Origin of the sequence: Rhodococcus sp. MTM3W5.2, from assembly GCF_001984015.1 — a bacterium.
Taxonomy (GTDB): Bacteria; Actinomycetota; Actinomycetes; order Mycobacteriales; family Mycobacteriaceae; genus Rhodococcus_G; species Rhodococcus_G oryzae.
Map to the genome: position 1 here is coordinate 1664101 of NZ_CP019572.1, position 18778 is coordinate 1682878.

18 protein-coding genes and 2 pseudogenes are annotated in these 18778 nt (G+C 68.7%); 10 read left to right on the forward strand and 10 right to left on the reverse strand.

Going from position 1 to position 18778, the window contains the following annotated elements; genetic code table 11:
- Positions 1-87: 87 nt before the first annotated feature.
- From BTZ20_RS07640 to BTZ20_RS07660, 5 genes are read left to right on the forward strand one after another with little or no spacing between them, the layout of a single operon-like run.
- The gene (locus tag BTZ20_RS07640; protein ID WP_077040944.1) at positions 88-624 is read left to right on the forward strand and encodes an ATP-binding cassette domain-containing protein; all 537 of its coding nucleotides are present in this window, start codon (positions 88-90) and stop codon (positions 622-624) included.
- Positions 621-1463: an ABC transporter permease gene (locus BTZ20_RS07645; RefSeq protein WP_077040945.1), complete on the forward strand. Its 843-nt coding sequence runs from the start codon at positions 621-623 to the stop codon at positions 1461-1463. The genes BTZ20_RS07640 and BTZ20_RS07645 overlap by 4 nt, the downstream gene beginning before the upstream one ends.
- Positions 1453-1695, forward strand: a complete 243-nt coding sequence (locus BTZ20_RS07650) for a helix-turn-helix transcriptional regulator (RefSeq protein ID WP_027500277.1) — start codon at positions 1453-1455, stop codon at positions 1693-1695. The genes BTZ20_RS07645 and BTZ20_RS07650 overlap by 11 nt, the downstream gene beginning before the upstream one ends.
- 47 nt (positions 1696-1742) lie before the next feature.
- A complete protein-coding gene (locus BTZ20_RS07655) occupies positions 1743-2537 on the forward strand; it encodes a class I SAM-dependent methyltransferase (RefSeq protein WP_077040946.1) in 795 nt (264 codons plus the stop codon).
- The gene (locus tag BTZ20_RS07660) at positions 2534-3124 is read left to right on the forward strand and encodes a TIGR03086 family metal-binding protein (RefSeq protein ID WP_223263672.1); all 591 of its coding nucleotides are present in this window, start codon (positions 2534-2536) and stop codon (positions 3122-3124) included. The genes BTZ20_RS07655 and BTZ20_RS07660 overlap by 4 nt, the downstream gene beginning before the upstream one ends.
- Here BTZ20_RS07660 and BTZ20_RS07665 read toward each other — a convergent pair.
- From BTZ20_RS07665 to iolC, 5 genes are read right to left on the reverse strand one after another with little or no spacing between them, the layout of a single operon-like run.
- On the reverse strand, positions 3092-4165 hold the full coding sequence (locus tag BTZ20_RS07665) for a Gfo/Idh/MocA family protein (protein WP_077043562.1): 1074 nt from the start codon (positions 4163-4165) through the stop codon (positions 3092-3094). The genes BTZ20_RS07660 and BTZ20_RS07665 overlap by 33 nt on opposite strands.
- A 16-nt stretch (positions 4166-4181) precedes the next feature.
- Entirely contained in the window at positions 4182-5087 is a 906-nt protein-coding gene (locus tag BTZ20_RS07670; RefSeq protein ID WP_077040947.1) for a sugar phosphate isomerase/epimerase family protein, read from the reverse strand.
- Positions 5084-7036 carry a 3D-(3,5/4)-trihydroxycyclohexane-1,2-dione acylhydrolase (decyclizing) gene (gene iolD / locus BTZ20_RS07675; protein WP_411269113.1) on the reverse strand — a complete coding sequence of 651 codons (1953 nt, stop codon included), beginning with the start codon at positions 7034-7036 and terminating at the stop codon, positions 5084-5086. Before iolD ends, BTZ20_RS07670 begins: the two co-directional genes overlap by 4 nt.
- Before the next feature lie 2 nt (positions 7037-7038).
- A complete protein-coding gene (gene iolB / locus BTZ20_RS07680) occupies positions 7039-7932 on the reverse strand; it encodes a 5-deoxy-glucuronate isomerase (RefSeq protein ID WP_077040949.1) in 894 nt (297 codons plus the stop codon).
- A complete protein-coding gene (iolC, locus tag BTZ20_RS07685) occupies positions 7925-8902 on the reverse strand; it encodes a 5-dehydro-2-deoxygluconokinase (RefSeq protein WP_077040950.1) in 978 nt (325 codons plus the stop codon). The genes iolB and iolC overlap by 8 nt, the downstream gene beginning before the upstream one ends.
- A gap of 179 nt (positions 8903-9081) precedes the next feature.
- On the opposite strand from iolC, the pseudogene BTZ20_RS07690 reads away from it, so the two are divergent.
- Together BTZ20_RS07690 and BTZ20_RS07695 are read left to right on the forward strand one after the other, a co-directional pair.
- Positions 9082-9818: pseudogene (locus BTZ20_RS07690) on the forward strand (GntR family transcriptional regulator).
- Positions 9819-9870: 52 nt separating this feature from the next.
- Positions 9871-10985: pseudogene (locus tag BTZ20_RS07695) on the forward strand (CapA family protein).
- A 51-nt stretch (positions 10986-11036) separates the two neighbouring features.
- Here the strand turns inward: BTZ20_RS07695 and BTZ20_RS07700 are convergent.
- The 4 genes from BTZ20_RS07700 to sdhC are packed head-to-tail and all read right to left on the reverse strand — an operon-like array spanning position 11037 to position 14426.
- Positions 11037-11813, reverse strand: coding sequence for a succinate dehydrogenase iron-sulfur subunit (locus tag BTZ20_RS07700; RefSeq protein ID WP_077040951.1), 777 nt, complete (start codon positions 11811-11813; stop codon positions 11037-11039).
- Positions 11813-13564: a succinate dehydrogenase flavoprotein subunit gene (sdhA, locus tag BTZ20_RS07705; RefSeq protein ID WP_077040952.1), complete on the reverse strand. Its 1752-nt coding sequence runs from the start codon at positions 13562-13564 to the stop codon at positions 11813-11815. The genes BTZ20_RS07700 and sdhA overlap by 1 nt, the downstream gene beginning before the upstream one ends.
- 15 nt (positions 13565-13579) lie before the next feature.
- A complete protein-coding gene (locus BTZ20_RS07710) occupies positions 13580-14020 on the reverse strand; it encodes a succinate dehydrogenase hydrophobic membrane anchor subunit (protein WP_077040953.1) in 441 nt (146 codons plus the stop codon).
- A gap of 1 nt (position 14021) precedes the next feature.
- The gene (gene sdhC, locus BTZ20_RS07715; protein ID WP_072753666.1) at positions 14022-14426 is read right to left on the reverse strand and encodes a succinate dehydrogenase, cytochrome b556 subunit; all 405 of its coding nucleotides are present in this window, start codon (positions 14424-14426) and stop codon (positions 14022-14024) included.
- 268 nt (positions 14427-14694) lie between these two features.
- On the opposite strand from sdhC, the gene BTZ20_RS07720 reads away from it, so the two are divergent.
- Genes BTZ20_RS07720 through BTZ20_RS07730 form a run of 3 tightly spaced genes read left to right on the forward strand, consistent with a single transcriptional unit; the run spans position 14695 to position 17500 of the window.
- Positions 14695-15114 carry a cytidine deaminase gene (locus tag BTZ20_RS07720; protein ID WP_145982248.1) on the forward strand — a complete coding sequence of 140 codons (420 nt, stop codon included), beginning with the start codon at positions 14695-14697 and terminating at the stop codon, positions 15112-15114.
- Positions 15111-16412 carry a thymidine phosphorylase gene (locus BTZ20_RS07725; protein WP_077040954.1) on the forward strand — a complete coding sequence of 434 codons (1302 nt, stop codon included), beginning with the start codon at positions 15111-15113 and terminating at the stop codon, positions 16410-16412. Before BTZ20_RS07720 ends, BTZ20_RS07725 begins: the two co-directional genes overlap by 4 nt.
- Positions 16409-17500, forward strand: a complete 1092-nt coding sequence (locus BTZ20_RS07730) for an adenosine deaminase (protein WP_077040955.1) — start codon at positions 16409-16411, stop codon at positions 17498-17500. Before BTZ20_RS07725 ends, BTZ20_RS07730 begins: the two co-directional genes overlap by 4 nt.
- A gap of 4 nt (positions 17501-17504) precedes the next feature.
- On the opposite strand, the gene BTZ20_RS07735 is transcribed toward BTZ20_RS07730, so the two are convergent.
- Positions 17505-18776 carry a primosomal protein gene (locus BTZ20_RS07735; protein WP_077040956.1) on the reverse strand — a complete coding sequence of 424 codons (1272 nt, stop codon included), beginning with the start codon at positions 18774-18776 and terminating at the stop codon, positions 17505-17507.
- Between the last annotated feature and the right edge of the window lie 2 nt (positions 18777-18778).

Genomic DNA, 18778 nt, shown 5'->3' on the forward strand with positions numbered 1-18778 from the left:
ATCGAAAGATTGTCAGGCGAAGCATTGATGCCTCTGAATGTAGTAGGTATGCTACAAATAATCGAAGATTGATTACAGGGAGGGTTCATGACTTCGGACAATGGGGTTGTTCTCGATGTCGACACGCTGCGAATGCAGTACGACACGAACGAGGTTCTGCGTGACGTGACATTCCAGGCACGGCGCGGCGAGGTGCTGGTCATGCTCGGCCCGAACGGGGCGGGCAAGACCACCACCATCGAAATCCTGGAGGGCTTCCGTGGCCGCTCGGCCGGGCGCGTCGAGGTCTTAGGTGTCGACCCGGAGCAGGGCGACGAACAGTGGCGCGCTCGGATCGGCGTCGTGCTGCAATCCTGGCGCGATCACGCGAAGTGGCGGGTGCGCGAGCTTCTCGCCCATCTCGGCGCCTACTGCCGCCCCTATTCCACCGACCGGGTCCAACGCCGGTGGGACACCGAGTCGACGAAGTACGTGCACGAGCTGTTCAAGCAGCACGGCGAGAGCATCGCAGACCTCGAGGTGCGCCGCGCCTCGCTGGAAGACACCTACATGACCCTGGTCAAGCGCGCCGAGTCCGGCGAAGCGACCGAGCCCGTCCACACCCTCGCGGAGGTCACCCGATGAACGCCACTGCCACCCGGGCCGGTTTTGCCCGCGGCGTGATCGAACTGCGGCAGCTGTACACCAATGGCCCCGACCTGATCGGTCAGTTCCTCACGCCCGCAATCTCGCTCGCCGTTCTGTTCCTGCTGCGTAACCGGATGTACGGCGACAGCGGGCTGTCCGTCGCCGAGTTGGCAGTGCCGGGTCTGCTCGGCAGCATCATCGCGTTCAACGGCATGTATGCCCTGCTCAACGTGCTGGTGCTGGACCGCGAGGACGGCACGCTCTTGCGCGCCAAGGCGGTGCCGCGGGGCATGACCGGCTACTTCGTCGGCAAGATCGTGGCCTCCGCCGGATCGGTGATCGTGCAGGTGGTTGTCGTGCTCGGGGTGGGCATGGTGATCATCGGCGGCTCCTCGCTGTCCGGGCCGGGCGCGGTGGTGACCTTCGTGTGGGTGGTGGCCTTGGGGCTGCTGGCCGTGCTGCCGTTCGGCGCGATCCTGGGCAGCGTGCTCGACACGCGGACGGCCTTTCTGCTGACGATGCCACTGATGGGATTGATCGCCATCTCGGGCATCTTCTATCCGATCACCGCGTCGCCGGGCTGGCTGCAGGCCGTCGGCCAGTCCTTCCCGATGTATTGGCTCGGCCTCGGCATGCGGTCGGCGCTGCTGCCCGACGAGGCGGTCGCCATCGAGATCGGCCAGTCCTGGCGGCACCTCGAGACCGCAGCGGTGCTGGGCGTTTGGGCGGCCGCGGGTCTGCTGATCGCGCCGGTAGTGTTGCGACGCATGGCGCGTCACGAATCAGGATCGAGCATGGCCGAGCGGCGGGACAAGGCGATGCAGCGTGCCTTCTGAGGTCATCTACAACCGCATCGCGATGCTCCGCGCCGAGCGGGGCATCTCGCGGCGGGAACTGGCCGAGGCACTGGGCGTCCACTATCAGACCGTGGGCTACCTCGAACGCGGCGAGTACAGCCCCAGCCTGCACCTGGCGTTGCGGATCGCGGCGTACTTCGAGGTGGCGGTCGAGGTCGTGTTCTCCACCGAGCCCTTTCCCCGGCTGGGGTCGGGCACCGAGACCGCGTGAGCGTCGCCCGCTAGCAATCCCAACATATGGTTATCGTGTCTTAAATAATGGACGCGACTGTGTTGGAATGTAGGCAACAGGGAGGGGCCGTTGTGGAGTTGCTGGAATGGGACGCCCGAACGTACGACGCGCTGCCGCTGCCGCACAAGCAATGGGGCGCGGCCGCGATCGCGCGGCTGGAGTTGGGCGGCAGCGAGACCGTGCTCGATCTCGGCTGTGGGACGGGGCGGGATGCCGAACGGCTTCTCGGATTGCTCCCACGGGGCCAGGTCATCGCTGTGGACGGCTCCGCGCAGATGTTGCGCGAGCTACGCACCCGGCTGGCATCACAGTTGGACAGGATCGTCGTCCTTCATACGGACGTTCGCGAACCGATGGTCCTGCCGCGATCGGTGGATGCGGCGCTGAGCGTGGCCACCCTGCACTGGCTGCCGGACCACGACGCGGTATTTCGCAATGTGGCCGCGGTGCTGCGGCCAGGTGGGAGATTCGTTGCCGAGGCGGGAGGCGCGGGCAACCTCGGGACCTTCCGTACTGCCCTGCGAGCCGTGAGCGGCGCCGACGGCAGCGAGATCTGGAACTTCGCCGGTGCCGCCGAGACGACCGATCGCCTACGGGACGCGGGATTCACCGACATCGACGTCCGCCTGGTCGAAGATCCGGCGAGCCTCGAGCGCGGCGAGCAACTGGAAGCATTCATCGGCACCGTTGTGCTCGGCGCCCAGCTGCGTGAGCTGCCCGTGGACGAGCGCAGGCCGTTCGTGCACGCCGTTGCCGAACGGCTGCCCGAACCGGTTCTCGATTACGTTCGGCTGCAGATCAGCGCGAGGAAGCAATCGTGACCGTGAATCCGATCTCCGACCGCTACCGCCGTCGTGCCGGGGCCTTTGAGCGAAAGATCGCCGCCGTCGAGCCGGGACAGTGGTCCGCGCAGTCCCCGTGTGAGGCCTGGACGGCACGTGACGTGGTGGCGCACATCGTCGCCATGCACGCGGCCATGCTGCGTCCGGTCCATCGCGACCTCGGTCCGGCGCCCTCGGTCGGGGACGATCCGCTCGCGGCGTTCCTGGCGGCCCGCGCCGATGTCCAGGAGGTGCTCGACTCCCGGGAGCTGGCCGAGGCCGAGTGCGACACCCCGACCGGGCGGATGTCGGTCGAGCGGCAGATAGACGAGGTCCTCAGTGACGATCTTGTGCTGCACGGATGGGACCTCGCCCGTGCGACCGGCCAGCACGACGCGATGGATCCCGAGGACGTCGCCCGGCTGTGGTCGAGTGCCCTGGCGATCCCGGCCGAGCTGATGCAGAAGCTCCGGACGCCGGGCGCGTTCGGGCCCGGCATCGAGGTGTACGGGCCGGAGGTGGCGGTCCCGGCCGACGCCCCGCTCCAGGACCGGTTACTCGGGCTGCTCGGGCGCGACCCCCGCTGATCCGGACCCGCCGACGGTCGAGCGGGGCACCATGTCCACCTCGATCCGGTCCCAGGTCTCCAGCGATCGGATCCCGGCCGTGCACACTGCGGCGGCGGCATACCCGTCCCAGGCGCCAGGGCCGTCGACGCAGTCGCCGGTTCCGCCTCCTGCCCGGACGGCGTCCACCCAGCGCTGGACCTCGTTGTCGTAGGCCTGCCCGAACCGCTCCCGGAAGCCGGGCGTGATCTGACCGCCCCACCGGCCGGGGTCGGTCCGCCGCACCAGCCCGACGTCGAGGCCGATCATGGCGCTGCCCCGCTCGCCGACGACCTCGGTCCGCACCTCGTAGCCGACCCCGCTCGTGACGAAGGCCTCGATGTCCACCATCCGGCCGGTCTCGGTCTCGAGGATCACCAGCTGTGGGTCCTGAAGTCCTTCCTCCGCATGGGAGCTCGGCGTCGGTCGCAGGACCGTGATCGCCATGACCTCCTCGCTCAGCAGGTACCGCGTCGCGTCGATCTCGTGCACCACCGAGTTCCAGATCACCGCCGCGCTGTCGCACTGCGGCGGCACCGCAGGGTTCCGGTGGACGCAGTGCATCACGAGGGGCTGCCCGAGCTCGCCCGCATCGATCAGGGACTTGAGCCGCTGGTGCTCATGATCGAACCGGCGCATGAACCCGACCTGCACGAGCCGCCGGCCGAGTTCCGCTTCCCGCCTGACGATCTCGAGTGCGCTCTCGGAGTCGGTGGCCAACGGCTTCTCGCAGAGCACCGGCTTGCCCGCGTTCACGCAGGCGAGTGCCTGCTCGGCATGCACGGCACTGGGCGTGGCGAGCAGTACCGCGTCCACGTCCTCGACGGCGATGGCCTCGAACGGATCGACCACCAGTTGCGCATCCGGTGCGCTCGCCCCGACCTCCGCGGCCCGTTCCGCAGAGACGTCGCTGATCACCGTGACCCGCGCGCCGCTGATCCGCCTGTTGATCCGGTCCACGTGATCGGCTCCCATGACGCCGACGCCAAGCACGGCCACCCGCAGGTCCTCGGTACCAGACATGGTGTGCTCCTCCTGATCAGTCGAACCGGAGAGCCGGGACACCGCATCCCGACAGGTATTTCTGGGTGCGTGCGGCGATGGGGAGCGGCACGTCGCCCGCACACGGATACAGGTCCTGCTCGACGATCGCGAACAGGTCGACGTCCAGTTTCTCCACCGCGGCGAGCAGCGGGCGCAGCTCGGGGACACCGCGCGGCGGTTCGACCATCACCCCGAGCATGACGGCCTCGCCGAACGTCAGGTCCTGCTCGGCGGCCTTGGCGACGATGGCCGGATCGACCTGCTTGAGATGCAGGTAGCCGATGCGGTCCGGGTAGTCGTCGATGATCGCGAGGTTGTCGCCGCCGCAGTAGCTGATGTGGCCGGTGTCCAGGCACAGGTTGACGAACCTCGGATCGGTGTCCTCGAGGAACCGGACCACCTCGTCCTGCCTGCCGACGTGACTGTCGGCATGTGGGTGGTAGCGCAGCGCCACCCCGAACTCCTCGAACATCTCCCGGCCGAGCCGGTCGACCCCTGACGTCTTGGCGCGCCACTGCTCCGGGGTGAGGCGGCTGTCCTCGCGCACGGTCCCGGTCGCGGGATCGCGCCACATCTCGGGTATCACCACCACCTGGCTCCCGCCGGCCCCGGCTGTCAGCGCGGCCACCCGGCGGACCGCATCCCAGACCGCATCCCAGGAACCGGGCTGGTGCAGGCGCTCGAATACGGTACCGGCGGACAGCCGGAGGTCGCGGGCGCCGAGCTCGTCGCGGAGCCGCTGCGGGTCGGTGGGCAGATATCCGAAGGGGCCCAGCTCGATCCACCGGTAGCCGGCCGCGGACACCTCGTCGAGGAACCGCCCGTACGGCACCTGTCGCGGGTCCGTACCGAACCACACGCCCCAGGAGACGGGCGCCGATCCGACGCGGATCACGCTCATAGTGGCTCCTCTCCAGCCGCTCGGTGTGTCTCTGCGCTCTCGGACGGGCGCAGATGGTGCCGCTGTGCCCGCTTGCGGGATTCGTACCCCGCGCGGGCCTGCCGGGCGGACGGCAGGGTCGAGACCTCGGAAACCGGTACATCCCACCAGGACCCGCTGTCCGGCGCGGAGGCCAGCGGGTCGGTCTCGACATACAACACCGTGCTGCGCGCGCTCGCCTTGGCGGTCTTGACGGCGTCGGTGAACTCGCTCGCGGTGCGGGCCGAGATGACGTCGACGCCGAGACTGGCGGCGTTCGCGGCGAGGTCGACCGGCAGCGGTCCGCCGTCGAGTCGGCCGTCCGGCGACCGGTACCGGTATCGGGTGCCGAAGCGCTGCGAGCCAACCGATTCCGACAGCGATCCGATCGAGGCGAACCCGTGGTTGTCGACCAGCACGACGATCACCTTGATCCCTTCCTGGACCGCCGTCACCAGTTCGGTGGCCATCATCAGATACGAACCGTCGCCGACCATCACGAACACATCGCGCCCGGGGCAGGCCATCGCGACGCCGAGGCCGCCGGCCACCTCGTATCCCATGCAGGAATAGCCGTACTCCACGTGATAGCCCGCGCGGTCGCGCACCCGCCACAGCTTGTGCAGGTCACCCGGTAGCGAGCCCGCGGCGCACACGACCACGTCCGTCGGGTCGGAGAGCGTGTTCACCAGCCCTATCACCTCGGTCTGGGTGAGGCCCGCGCCCGCGGAGCGATAGGCCGCGCCGACGGCGGCATCCCAGACCGTCACCAACTCGGTTGCCCGCATCCGGTATTCCCGCGCCACCCGGTGATCGTGGAGCTCCGCGGTGAGGGCATCGAGCGCCTCCCTGGCATCCGCGACCACGCTCACCCCGGACAGCTTCGCGGCGTCCGCGGAGGCGACGTTGATGTTGACGAACCGCACGCCCGGATCGGCGAACGCCGACCGGGAGGAGGTGGTGAAGTCGGTGTACCGGGTGCCGATCCCGATCACCACGTCGGCAGCGGCGGCGAGCTCGTTCGCGGCGGTGGTCCCGGTGGCGCCGACCGCACCGACGGACTGCGGGTGCTCCGACGCCAGCGCGCCCTTGCCGGACTGGGTCACCGCCACCGGGATCCCGGTGAGCTCGGCGAACCGGGCCAGCGACTCGGATGCGTCCGAGTAGAGGACGCCGCCACCGGCGACGATGAGCGGTCTGCGTCCCGCACGGATCACCTCGACCGCGCGCGCGAGCGCGGCGCGCTGCGGCAGCGGGCGTCCGATGTGCCAGACCCGCTCCGCGAAAAGCGATGCGGGCCAGTCGTGCGCCTGGGTCTGCACGTCCTGCGGGATCGCCACGGTCACCGCCCCGGTCTCGACCGGATCGGTGAGCACCCGCATCGCGCCGAGCAGGGCCGCGGGCAGCTGCTCGGGCCGCCACACCCGGTCGAAGTACCGCGACACCGGCCGGAAGGCGTCGTTCACCGTGACGTCGCCGCTGGCGGGAAGCTCCAGCTCCTGCAGGACCGGGGCGCCGACCCGGGTGGCGAAGGTGTCGGCAGGCAGCAGCAGCACCGGCAGGTGGTTGATGGTGGCGAGCGCGGCGCCGGTGATCATGTTCGTCGCACCCGGTCCGACGCTCGTCGTCACCGCCCAGGTCTGCAGCCGGCCGCGCGCCCTGGCGTACGCGGCGGCGGTGTGCACCATCGCCTGTTCGTTGCGTCCGAGCACGTATGGCATCAGGCCCGGGTCCTCGAGCTCGGCCTCCAGCAGCGCCTGCCCGAGGCCGGCGACGTTGCCGTGACCGAAGATCCCGAGAACGCCGGCGAACAGCCGGGCGCGGGCGCCGTCGCGCTCGGTGACCTGGTTCGCCAGGAACCGCACGGCGGCCTGGGCGACCGAGAGCCGCACCGTCGCTTCGGTGTTCGGTATGTCCTGTCGCTCAGCCACGCTCACGCTCCTGTGGTCCGGGGGAGGGGCAGCCGGGGGTCGACGTCCTGGCCGAGCCAGGTCTGCCTGACCCAGGCGTGGGCGGGGTCGTCGACGATCCGCCAGGACCGCCCGGTGCCCGTCCCGGACATCACGTTCAGGTAGTACATGTCGTAGCCGGGCGCGGCCGCGGAGGGCCCGTGGTAGCCGTGCGGGACCAGTACGGCGTCCCCGGTGCGCACCTCGGCCAGCACGTCGATCGGTCGCTCCGGCGTGCCGTACACCCGGTGGAACCCGAACCCGCGCCGGTCGAGATCCACCGACCGCCCGCCGGTCTCGCCGAACTCGAAGTAGTAGATCTCCTCGAGCGCGGACTCGTGTGCGGTCTCCTCGTCGTGCTTGTGGCTGGGGTACGAGGACCAGTTGCCCGCCGGGGTGATCACCTCGCAGGCGAGGATCGAATCGGCGTCGAAGGTGTCGGTCATCGCGAAGTTGTGCACCTGACGACTGCAGTGCCCGGCGCCGCGCAGCTCGACCGGGACCGCGGCGGCCGCGACGTGGCGGAACGGGAAGTCGGTTGCCGCCCGCGCGCCGCACAGGGCGAAGCGACCGCCGTCCATGCTGCTCACCGCGTACGCACGTCCCCGCCCGACGTAGCTGAAATCGCTCGGTCCGTCGAACACCGATTGCCGACCGGCGAGGGCGATCTCGCGACCCTCGCAGCCCACCGCGGCGGACCCCGACAGTGGCAGCACGATGATCTCGTCGTCGCCGGAGTCGAGGTTGACCTGCCCGCCCGGCGGTCGCTCGAGGATCCACAGGCTCGACGCGCTCCAGCCCGCCGACTTCGGGGTGATGGTCAGCGCGAACGGGCCGTCGGCGGCGGTGCCCGCGGGGAGGTGGTACGCGTCAGGCATCGACGGCCCCCACGGCGGACTGTTCGGCGAGGGCCGCGACCTCGTCCGACGTCGGCATCGCGGTGGAGCATTCCAGGCGCGAGGCGACGATGGCGCCCGCAGCGTTGGCATGGCGCAGCGTCTTCTCCAGCGGCCAGCCGGCGAGCAGGCCGTGACAGAGGCTGCCGCCGAAGCCGTCACCCGCGCCGAGCCCGTTGACCACCTCGACCGTGACGGGCGGGACGGTCACCGTCTCGTCCCGCGTTCTGGCGAGCACGCCTGCGGGCCCACGTTTGACGACCGCGAGCTCGACGCCGAGGTCGAGCAGCGCGTCGGCCGCCCGGCGTGGATCGCACTCGCCGACCGCGATCTCGCACTCCTCGAGATTTCCCACCGCCACGCTGACCTGTTGTAGTGCCCGCCGCGCCACGGCGGTGGCCGATGCGGGGGAGTCCCAGAACATCGGCCGGTAGTCGAGGTCGAGCACCGTGTGCCGAGCGCGGCCCCGCGCCAGCCACGCGGCGAAATGAGCGTCGCGGCTTGGTTGTTCGGACAGGCCGGTCAGAGTCGACCAGTACAGCGCCGCGGACCGGACGGCCGCGGTGTCGATCTCGTCCGCGCGCAGCTGCAGATCCGGCGCGGCGGGGCGGCGGTAGAAGTACAGCGGGAACCGATCGGGCGGGAAGATCTCGCAGAACGTGATCGGTGTCGGGTACTCCCGATCCGTGCGGACGTACCGGTTGTCGACACCGAGGCGGGCGAGTTCCGCGCGTACGAACGCGCCGAACGGATCGCTGCCGACGCCGGAGATCAGCGCGCTGCGGAGGCCGAGGCGGGCCGCCGCGACGGCCACATTTGCCGCGCTGCCGCCCAGGAACTTGCCGAAGAGCTGAGCGTCCTCGAGGCCGACACCGGTCTGCATCGGATAGAGATCGACGCCGCATCGCCCGATGGCGAGCACGTCGAACAGTCGATTTCCCGTGTTTGCCAAGAGAGACTCCCGACGTTGATGGAGACTGATCTCTGATGCAAACTCTGCGCCACTCCGCGGGGGAATGTCAACCATTTGTCCTGACATTCTAACTTTTGGTCGACTGGTGTTAATCTTCGCCTCAGCCTGCTTTTCGGTGGCCGCACGGGCGCGGTCGCCGTCGATGATCGGAGCCGAGAGTGGCTGCACCGCTTGCCGTTGAACTCGACCGGTCGAGTCCGGTGCCGCTGTACTTCCAGCTGGCACAGGCGATCGAGGGCGCCATCCTCGGCGGTGACCTGGGGCCGGGGACCGGTTCGAGAACGAGCTTGATCTCGCCAAGCGACTGAACCTGTCCCGGCCCACCGCCAGGCGCGCCATCGCGGAACTGGTCGACAAGGGACTGCTGGTGCGCAAGCGCGGCGTCGGAACCCAGGTCGTGCAGGGCCCGGTACACCGGCCGATCGAGCTGACCAGTCTCTTCGACGACCTCGCCAAGGCAGGCCAGAACCCGACCACCACGCTGCTCGAGTACCGGGTCGGTGCGCCGACCGAGGACGTCGCGCGGGAGCTGAACCTGCTCGGCAAGGAAGACGTCGCGACCATCCGCCGGCTGCGGCTGAGCAACGGCGAGCCGCTTGCGTTGATGACCAACCATCTGCCCGCGTCGCTCGCACCCGGTCCAGAGGAACTGGAGACGCACGGGCTGTACCAGTCGTTGCGCACCCGCGGCGTGCACATCCGCCTCGCGCGGCAACGGATAGGGGCCAAGGCCGCCGACCGGGCCGAGGCCGCGCTGCTCGACGAGAAGGTCAGGGCGCCGTTGTTGACGATGAATCGCACCGCCTTCGACGACGAGGGCCGGGTGGTGGAGTTCGGCAGCCACGTCTACCGCGCGACCATGTACCACTTCGACATGACCGTGGTCGACCGGTAGCCGCCGACTGCGGTGGTCCGGGGTGACTACCGTGGATCTGGGTGATGGACGAATGGCGGAGACGATCACGCTGTTCCTCGCCGGGGACGTGATGACCGGCAGGGGTGTGGACCAGATCCTGCCCTGTCCTGGCTCGCCTGCGCTGCGTGAGCGCTGCGTTCGCGACGCGCGCGAGTACGTTTCGTTGGCCGAGCGGGTGAACGGCGCGATCGCCGTGCCGGTCGACTACGACTGGCCTTGGGGCGGGGCGCTGGAGGTCCTCGAGGAGTCCGGGCCCGACCTTCGGGTGATCAACCTGGAGACCGCCGTCACGACCTCCGATGACTACGCGCCCAAGGGATCAACTATCGGATGCACCCGTCGAACATCGGGGTGCTCACCGCCGCCGACATCGACGTCTGCGTCCTGGCGAACAACCACATCCTGGACTTCGGCATCCGCGGTCTCGAGGAGACACTGCGCACGCTTCGCCGCGCGGGCGTCCGGCACGCGGGCGCGGGCCGGACCGCCCGGCAGGCCTGGGCTCCGGTGGCGGTGCACACCGCAGCGGGCCGCGTGCTGATCTGGTCGATGGGCGCCGAGTCCGCCGGTGTCTCGCCCCTGGACGCGGCTAGCGGCGGCCGCCCGGGTCTGGCGCTGCTCGCGGACCTGTCGAACAGCGGCGCCGACGCCGTGATCAACCGGACGCTGCGGGCGCGCCGCGAGGGCGACCTCGTGGTGGCCTCCGTCCACTGGGGATCGAACTGGGGTTTCGGCGTGTCAGGGGCGCAGGTGAGGTTCGCGCACCGGCTGGTCGACGGCGGCGTCGACATCGTCCACGGTCATTCGTCGCACCACCCGCGCCCCGTCGAGATCTACCGAGGCAGGCCGATCCTGTACGGCTGCGGCGACCTGATCAACGACTACGAGGGGATCGGTGGATACGAACGGTTCCGGGACGACCTCAGGCCACTGTATCTGCTCACCCTCGATGCCGGGACGCACGAGCTGCGCGAGTTCCGGATCGTGCCGATGCAGTCCCGGCGGATGCGGCTGCGCCGTGCCTGCGCCGCCGACGCCGAATGGCTACGCGGGGTCCTCGACGGACTCGGTCGCGACTTCGGAACCCGGGTGGACGCGGGAGGCGGCGGCGCTCTCCTCGCCCGACCTGGCCCGGGGAGGGAATGACAAAAGGCGCGGTTCCCGTTGCCGGGAACCGCGCCTTCGTGTCTGAATTGCCTACCGCGCGAACAGAAGCGCGCGCTTGACTTCCTGGATCGCCTTCGTCACCTGGATGCCACGGGGGCACGCGTCGGTGCAGTTGAAGGTGGTGCGGCAGCGCCACACGCCATCCTTGTCGTTCAGGATGTCCAGACGCTCCGAGGCACCCTCGTCGCGGCTGTCGAAGATGAACCGGTGCGCGTTGACGATCGCGGCGGGGCCGAAGTAGCTGCCGTCGCTCCAGTACACCGGGCACGAGGTGGTGCAGCACGCGCAGAGGATGCACTTGGTGGTGTCATCGAAGCGCGCACGGTCGGCCTGCGACTGGATGCGCTCGCGGGTCGGCTCGTTGCCGGTGGTCATGAGGAACGGCTTCACGGCGCGGAACGCGTCGAAGAAGGGCTCCATGTCCACGAGCAGGTCCTTCTCCACCGGCAGACCCTTGATGGGCTCGACCGTGATGGTGAGGGTCTTGCTGGGGTCCTTCGGCAGCATGTCGCGCATCAGGACCTTGCAGGCGAGCCGGTTCACGCCGTTGATGCGCATGGCATCGGAACCGCAGACGCCGTGCGCGCAGGAGCGACGGAACGTCAGCGTGCCGTCCAGGTAGCCCTTCACGTAGAGCAGCAGGTTCAGCAGGCGGTCGGTGGGCAGGGTCGGGACCTGGAAGCTGTCCCAGTGCTGGCCCTCGCCGTCCTCCGGGTTGAAGCGGGCGATCTTGAGGGTCACCATCACGGCGCCCTCGGGAACGGGCGGCAGCGCGGGGGCGTCCTTGTCTACAACGGGTGCGGACATCAGTACTTACGCTCCATCGGCTCGTAGCGGGTCATGACTACCGGCTTGTAGTCGAGACGGATGTCGGAGAGCAGACCGTCGCCTTCCTTGTAGGCCATGGTGTGCTGCATGTACTCGGCGTCGTTGCGGTCCGGGTAGTCCTCGCGCGCGTGGCCGCCGCGGGACTCCTTGCGGTTGAGCGCGCCGACGACGGTCACCTCCGCCATCTCCAGCAGGAAGCCGAGCTCGACGGCCTCGAGCAGGTCGCTGTTGTAGCGCTTGCCCTTGTCCTGCACGGTGATGTGGTTGTACCGCTCCTTGAGGGCGCGGACGTCCTTGAGCGCGTTGCTCAGCGTGGTCTCGGTGCGGAACACGGACGCGTTGTTGTCCATGGTCTGCTGCAGCTCGGTGCGGATGTCCGCGACCCGCTCGCTGCCGTGGTCGGACAGGATGACCGCGAGCCACTCCTCGACCATCTTCGCCGGGTTCTCCGGCAGCGGCACGAAGTCGGTGTTCTCGGCGTGCTCGGCGGCCGCGATGCCGGCGCGACGGCCGAACACGTTGATGTCGAGCAGCGAGTTGGTGCCGAGACGGTTCGCGCCGTGCACGGAGACGCAGGCGCACTCGCCCGCGGCGTACAGGCCGGGAACGATGTCGTCGTTGTTGCGCAGCACCTCACCGCGGATCTTGGTGGGGATGCCGCCCATCACGTAGTGACAGGTCGGGTACACGGGCACCAGCTCGGTGACGGGGTCAACGCCCAGGTAGGTACGGGCGAACTCGGTGATGTCGGGGAGCTTCTCCTCGAGCACCTCCTCGCCGAGGTGGGTCACGTCGATGTAGACGTAATCCTTGTTCGGGCCTGCGCCGCGGCCCTCGAGCACCTCGAGCACCATGGAACGGGCCACGATGTCGCGGGGCGCGAGGTCCTTGATGGTGGGGGCGTAGCGCTCCATGAAGCGCTCACCGTCCGCGTTGCGGAGGATGCCGCCCTCGCCTCGGACGGCCTCCGAGATCAGGATGCCGAGGCCGGCGAGGCCTGTCGGATGGAACTGGTGGAACTCCATGTCCTCCAGGGGCAGGCCCTTGCGGAAGATGATGCCCATGCCGTCACCGGTGAGGGTGTGGGCGTTGGAGGTGGTCTTGTACATGCGTCCCGAGCCGCCGGTGGCGAACACGATGGACTTGGCATGGAAGACGTGGATCTCGCCGGTGGAGAGCTCGTAGGCGATGACACCCGTCGCGACGGGGCCCTCCTCGGTCTCGGTCAGCGCGATGTCGAGCGCGTAGAACTCGTTGAAGAACTCGACGTCGTGCTTGACGCAGTTCTGGTAGAGCGTCTGCAGGATCATGTGACCGGTGCGGTCCGCGGCGTAACACGCACGGCGCACGGGCGCCTTGCCGTGGTCACGGGTGTGCCCACCGAAGCGGCGCTGGTCGATCTTGCCCTCGGGGGTCCGGTTGAACGGCAGACCCATCTTCTCGAGGTCGAGGACCGCGTCGATGGCTTCCTTGGCCATGATCTCGACCGCGTCCTGGTCGGCGAGGTAGTCGCCGCCCTTGACGGTGTCGAAGGTGTGCCACTCCCAGTTGTCTTCCTCCACGTTCGCCAGCGCGGCGCACATGCCGCCCTGGGCCGCGCCGGTGTGGCTGCGGGTGGGGTAGAGCTTGGTCAGGACCGCGGTGCGCACCCGAGGACCGGCCTCGATGGCTGCGCGCATGCCGGCGCCGCCGGCACCGACGATGACCACGTCATAACGATGTTCCTGCATGAAGTTTCTGCTCCCCTAGCTCGCGACGATATTGGGGTCGAAGGTGAAGATGACGTAGGTGCCCAGGCCCATGATCAGGATCATCGACACCACGAGAACCGTGTTGAGCCAGAAGCGCGTCGAATCCTTGCGCGAGTAGTCCGCGATCACGGTGCGCAGGCCGTTGCCGCCGTGCAGCTGGGCGAGCCAGAGCATGGTGAGGTCCCAGAACTGCCAGAACGGGCTGGACCAGCGACCCGCGACGAACGCGAAGTTGATGCGGTGCACGCCGTTGTCCACCATCAGCATGATGAACAGGTGGCCCAGGACCAGCACGATCAGCGCGAGTCCGGACAGGCGCATGAACAGCCAGGCGTAGAGCTCGAAGTTGTTCTTCGCGACGCGGCGCGGCGAGCGCGGGTTCTCCAGGCTGGCGGGACGGTCGTAGGACGTGCCGAGAGTCTTGGCTTCAGTCATGTCAGTGCCCCGCAAACATGTTGTAGAAGATGCGACCGGCGCCGGGAATCATCACGACGAACCAGATCGCGATGATGATCCAGAGCATCGGGCGCTGGTACTGCGGACCCTTCGACCAGAAGTCGACGAGCATCACGCGGACGCCATTGAGTGCGTGGTAGAGAACCATCGCGACCAGGGCGAGCTCCATGAGCCCGACGAGCGGGTTCTTGTAGGTCTCGATGACCCGGTCGTAGGTGTCCGGGTTGACTCGCACCAGTGCGGTGTCGAGAACGTGGACGAAGAGAAAGAAGAATGTCGCGACTCCGGTGATCCGGTGTAGAACCCAGGACCACATGCCGGGGTCGCCCCGGTATAGCGACCGTGTGCGCTCCTTCGCCGGAGCGGCTTCAGTCGTGCTACTCATCGAGTGCTGTGCCTCCAACGTCTTTGGTGGACGTGCCGCACCCCGTTTGGCTGTTTCATCTGGGACGACCCTGGAGTTTTCAGCCTTGGCGCGACGTGTACCTGAACCGACTGCCTGAACTGTAATCCCCGTCCAATGGGGGAACTAATTCGAGATGCGGTTCGTACGACGAGGTGGCGGCCTTCTTAGGTTTGCCTGTCCAATGGCCCGAGGGGCCATCTCGGGGATCTTCTGCATCCATTCAGTGGGCATGCCAGGATGGCTCACCGTGGCCCAAATCGATTGGAAAACGTTGCGCGACAATGCTGATCGCGCCATGAGATCCGCCTACGCACCCTACTCCGGGTTCCCGGTTGGCGCGGCGGCGCTGGTCGACGATGGACGAATCGTCGTCGGATGCAATGTGGAAAATGTCTCATACGGACTCGGCCTGTGCGCCGAATGTGGACTGGTCAGTAACTTGCACTCCTCGGGCGGCGGGACCCTCGTCGCCTTCAGTTGCCGGGACGGCAGCGGGCAGACGCTGATGCCGTGCGGGCGCTGCAGACAACTGCTGCTCGAGCACGGCGGCGGCGACCTCCTGGTCGACGCTCCCGGCGGACCCGTGCCGCTCGCAGAGCTCCTACCTGCGGCGTTCGGGCCGCAGGACCTGGACCGGGTGCGGCAGGACCGAGGGGCGAGGTCATGACCGATCCCGTCTCCGTCATCACAGCCAAGCGGGACGGCTGTGAGCTCAGCGCGGCACAGATCCACTGGGTGATCGACGCGTACACCAGGGGCGAGGTCGCGGACGAGCAGATGTCGGCGCTGGCCATGGCGATCGTCTTCCGCGGACTCACCAGGGCGGAAACCGCCGCATGGACGGATGCGATGGTCGCCTCGGGCGGCCGGATGGACTTCTCGCGCCTGCGCAGGCCGACCGTGGACAAGCACTCGACCGGCGGTGTCGGCGACAAGATCACCCTGCCGCTGGCCCCGCTGGTGGCGGCCTGCGGGGCGGCCGTCCCGCAACTGTCCGGGCGCGGCCTCGGCCACACCGGGGGCACCCTCGACAAGCTGGAGTCGATTCCTGGCTGGCGAGCCGACCTCGGTGCCGAGGAGATCCACTCGATCCTGGCGGACCCCGACGTCGGCGCGGTGGTGTGCGCCGCGGGCTCGGGCCTGGCGCCCGCCGACCGCAGGCTCTACGCGCTCCGCGATGTGACCGGCACCGTCGAGTCCATCCCGCTGATCGCCAGCTCGATCATGAGCAAGAAGATCGCGGAGGGGACCGGGGCGCTGGTGCTCGATGTGAAGGTCGGCGCCGGTGCCTTCATGAAGAACCTCGACGACGCGCGCGAATTGGCGTCAACCATGGTCGATCTCGGCGCGGATGCCGGGGTCCGCACGGTCGCCCTGCTCACCGCGATGGACAGCCCGCTCGGCAACACCGCGGGCAACGCCCTCGAGGTGGCGGAGTCGCTGGAGGTGCTCGCGGGCGGCGGGCCTGCCGATGTCGTGGAACTGACGCTGACGCTCGCCAGGGAGATGCTCGCGGCGGCGGGCATCGACGGGATCGACCCGGAGCGGGCGCTGCGCGACGGGCGGGCGATGGATCGCTGGCGGTCGATGGTCCGCGCACAGGGCGGGGACCCACGCGCCGCCCTGCCGACCGCCCGCCATCACGAGGTCGTGCGGGCGACCGAGTCCGGTGTGCTGACCCGGCTCGACGCCATGGCCGTCGGTGTCGCGGCCTGGCGGCTCGGCGCGGGCCGCGAGCGTCAGGGTCAGGCCGTGCAGGCAGGCGCGGGGGTGCGCTGGCACGCCAAACCCGGCGAGACCGTCGCCGCTGGTCAGCCGCTGTTCACGCTGTACAGCGACACGCCGCGCCTGTTCGACCCGGCGCTGGCCGCCCTTGCGGGCGCGTGGAGCGTCGGCGACACGCCGCCGTCGACGCCGCTGGTCTTCGAGCGGATCGGCCTGAGCGGGTCTAGCGTCGGAGCATGAGCCCGACACCGCTCGATCTCGCCCACATCAGGACCGCACCCAAGGCACTCCTGCACGATCACCTCGACGGCGGACTGCGGCCGGCGACCGTGCTCGAGCTGGCTCGGCAGGTCGGCTACGACGCCCTGCCCGCCGATGACGCCGACTCGCTGGCGGAGTGGTTCGCGGAGGCCGCGGGCAGCGGCTCCCTGGTGCGCTATCTGGAGACCTTCGAGCACACGGTCGCGGTGATGCAGACTCCGGAGGGGCTGGCCCGGGTCGCCAGGGAGTGTGCCGAGGACCTGGCCGCGGACTCGGTGGTCTACGCCGAGGTGAGGTTCGCCCCGGAGCAGCACCTGGAGGCGGGTCTGAGCCTCGACGAGGTGGTGCACCACACGCTGCTCGGGTTCGAGGAGGGTGTGGCCTCGGCACGCGAACTCGGACGCGAGCTCCGGATCGGCTGTCTGCTCACCGCCATGCGGCACGCCGCCAGGTCGCGGGAGATCGCGGAACTGGCCGTGCGGTTCCGGGATCGCGGGGTGGTCGGATTCGACATCGCGGGCGCCGAGGCCGGGCATCCGCCGAGCAGGCACCTCGACGCATTCGAGTACATGCGGACGAGCAACGCGCACTTCACCATCCATGCAGGCGAGGCGTTCGGACTGCCGTCCATCCACGAGGCCATCGCCTTCTGCGGCGCGGATCGGCTCGGCCACGGGGTGCGGATCACGGACGACATCACCGTGGCCTCGGACGGCACCGCGAGCCTCGGCAGGCTCGCGAACTACGTGCGGGACAAGCGCATCCCATTGGAGCTGTGCCCGAGTTCGAACGTGCAGACCGGTGCGGTGGAGAGCCTGGAGAAGCACCCCTTCGACCTGCTGGCGAGGGAGCGCTTCCGCGTCACGGTGAACACCGACAACCGGCTGATGAGCGCGACCAGCATGAGCGAGGAGATGCTGAAGCTGGTCACGACGTTCGGTTACGGCTGGAGCGACCTGGAGCGGTTCACGATCAACGCGATGAAGTCCGCGTTCATCCCGTTCCCCGAGCGGCTGCGCCTGATCGACGAGGTGGTCAAACCCGGCTATGCGGTGCTGATCGGCTAGCCGATCACTCGACCCGCAGGCGCGCCTCGAACTCGCGCTCGAGCACCCGCCAGGCCTCCGACTCGGCATCGAACGGCGGGTTCGGTGCCATTCGGGTCGGGTCGGGGTTGAGCGTGTACGAGACGTACCAGCCGAGCGGCGTGGAGGCGGCGAGTGCCTGCTCGGTCGAGTCGTCGTCCGCGTAATCGGCTGCGTCGGTGAACAGTTCGACCGCGAGGTCGAGCTGGTCCGCGTCGACCGACTGGGGTCCCTGCGCGAGATCGTCCGCGAGACCCGGCAGTACGTAGACGTTCTCGTCCGTGACCTCGATCTCGAGCGCGCCGTCGACCGCCGCGGTCTGCACGTCCGAGTAGGTGCTCACCTGTGCGAGGTCGTGGTCGTGGTTGTCGGCCAGGTAGCGGGCCAACGCGCGCTCCGAGGTGAAGACCAGGATGCGGCCCGACCTGCCAAGGAAGATCGGATCGTCGTCGAGGTAGCACCGCAGCGTGTAGTACTCCGCGCCCGAGGTGATGATCTTGATCGGGTCGATGCCGACGGACGCCCAGAACGACTCGTCCTCGGCGGCCAGGGCGATCGGGTCGACGGTGTCGTCGTCGAGGTCGACCGTCATGAACTCGAGGTCGTCCTCGTCATCGTCGGATTCCTCCGCGGCGTCCTCTGCGTCGACGATGTTCTCCTCGGCGGCAAGGATTTCGGCCTCGGCGACCGCGACGGCGGCCTTGTCGACCTCGGGGGTCGCGACGATCGCGTCGATCGCGTCGAGCACGTCGTCCCAACCGCTCGCGACCGCGGTGCCGATCTGGACCCACAGCTCCTCGCCGTCGCGGCCCGTGAAGGCGTTCACCCCGCCGGGCAGTGCCCCGAGGACGGGATGGCCGCCGAAGAACTTGGTGACGGCGTCGAGCTCGCACACCTCGCCGATGGTGCGCACCATCTCGAGGGTCTCCTCGAGTTCGGCGATGGTCAGGGCGTCCGGATCCCCCGCGGCGAGTTCGGGCACGCCGACCAGGTCGTAGACGTGCGTATCGTCGGGTTCCAGCTCGGAGGCCCCCAAGGCCGACAACGTCGACCACGACGGGTGCTCGACCAGGTCGTTGTCCGAGTTGGTGCGGGTGAACGCGGCCAGTTCGGCGACCGATTCGAAGGCGTAGAGATCCTCGTCGTGGCCGAGGAACGCCTCCCACTCGTCGTCCCCCTCGCGCCACCGGGGAGCCCACAGCGTGACGAGGTCACCATCGGTGAGACCGAGCTGGATCGGGACGATGTCTCCTGCCATGG

Coding starts and splice junctions, on each gene's coding strand:
- BTZ20_RS07725 (WP_077040954.1), top strand. CDS start 15,111: ATGACCGATCCCGTCTCCGTCATCACAGCCAAGCGGGACGGCTGTGAG.
- BTZ20_RS07700 (WP_077040951.1), bottom strand. CDS start 11,813: ATGTCCGCACCCGTTGTAGACAAGGACGCCCCCGCGCTGCCGCCCGTT.
- sdhC (WP_072753666.1), bottom strand. CDS start 14,426: ATGAGTAGCACGACTGAAGCCGCTCCGGCGAAGGAGCGCACACGGTCG.
- BTZ20_RS07735 (WP_077040956.1), bottom strand. CDS start 18,776: ATGGCAGGAGACATCGTCCCGATCCAGCTCGGTCTCACCGATGGTGAC.
- BTZ20_RS07655 (WP_077040946.1), top strand. CDS start 1,743: ATGGACGCGACTGTGTTGGAATGTAGGCAACAGGGAGGGGCCGTTGTG.
- BTZ20_RS07640 (WP_077040944.1), top strand. CDS start 88: ATGACTTCGGACAATGGGGTTGTTCTCGATGTCGACACGCTGCGAATG.
- BTZ20_RS07670 (WP_077040947.1), bottom strand. CDS start 5,087: ATGAGCGTGATCCGCGTCGGATCGGCGCCCGTCTCCTGGGGCGTGTGG.
- sdhA (WP_077040952.1), bottom strand. CDS start 13,564: ATGCAGGAACATCGTTATGACGTGGTCATCGTCGGTGCCGGCGGCGCC.
- BTZ20_RS07645 (WP_077040945.1), top strand. CDS start 621: ATGAACGCCACTGCCACCCGGGCCGGTTTTGCCCGCGGCGTGATCGAA.
- iolB (WP_077040949.1), bottom strand. CDS start 7,932: ATGCCTGACGCGTACCACCTCCCCGCGGGCACCGCCGCCGACGGCCCG.
- BTZ20_RS07665 (WP_077043562.1), bottom strand. CDS start 4,165: ATGTCTGGTACCGAGGACCTGCGGGTGGCCGTGCTTGGCGTCGGCGTC.
- BTZ20_RS07710 (WP_077040953.1), bottom strand. CDS start 14,020: ATGACTGAAGCCAAGACTCTCGGCACGTCCTACGACCGTCCCGCCAGC.
- BTZ20_RS07730 (WP_077040955.1), top strand. CDS start 16,409: ATGAGCCCGACACCGCTCGATCTCGCCCACATCAGGACCGCACCCAAG.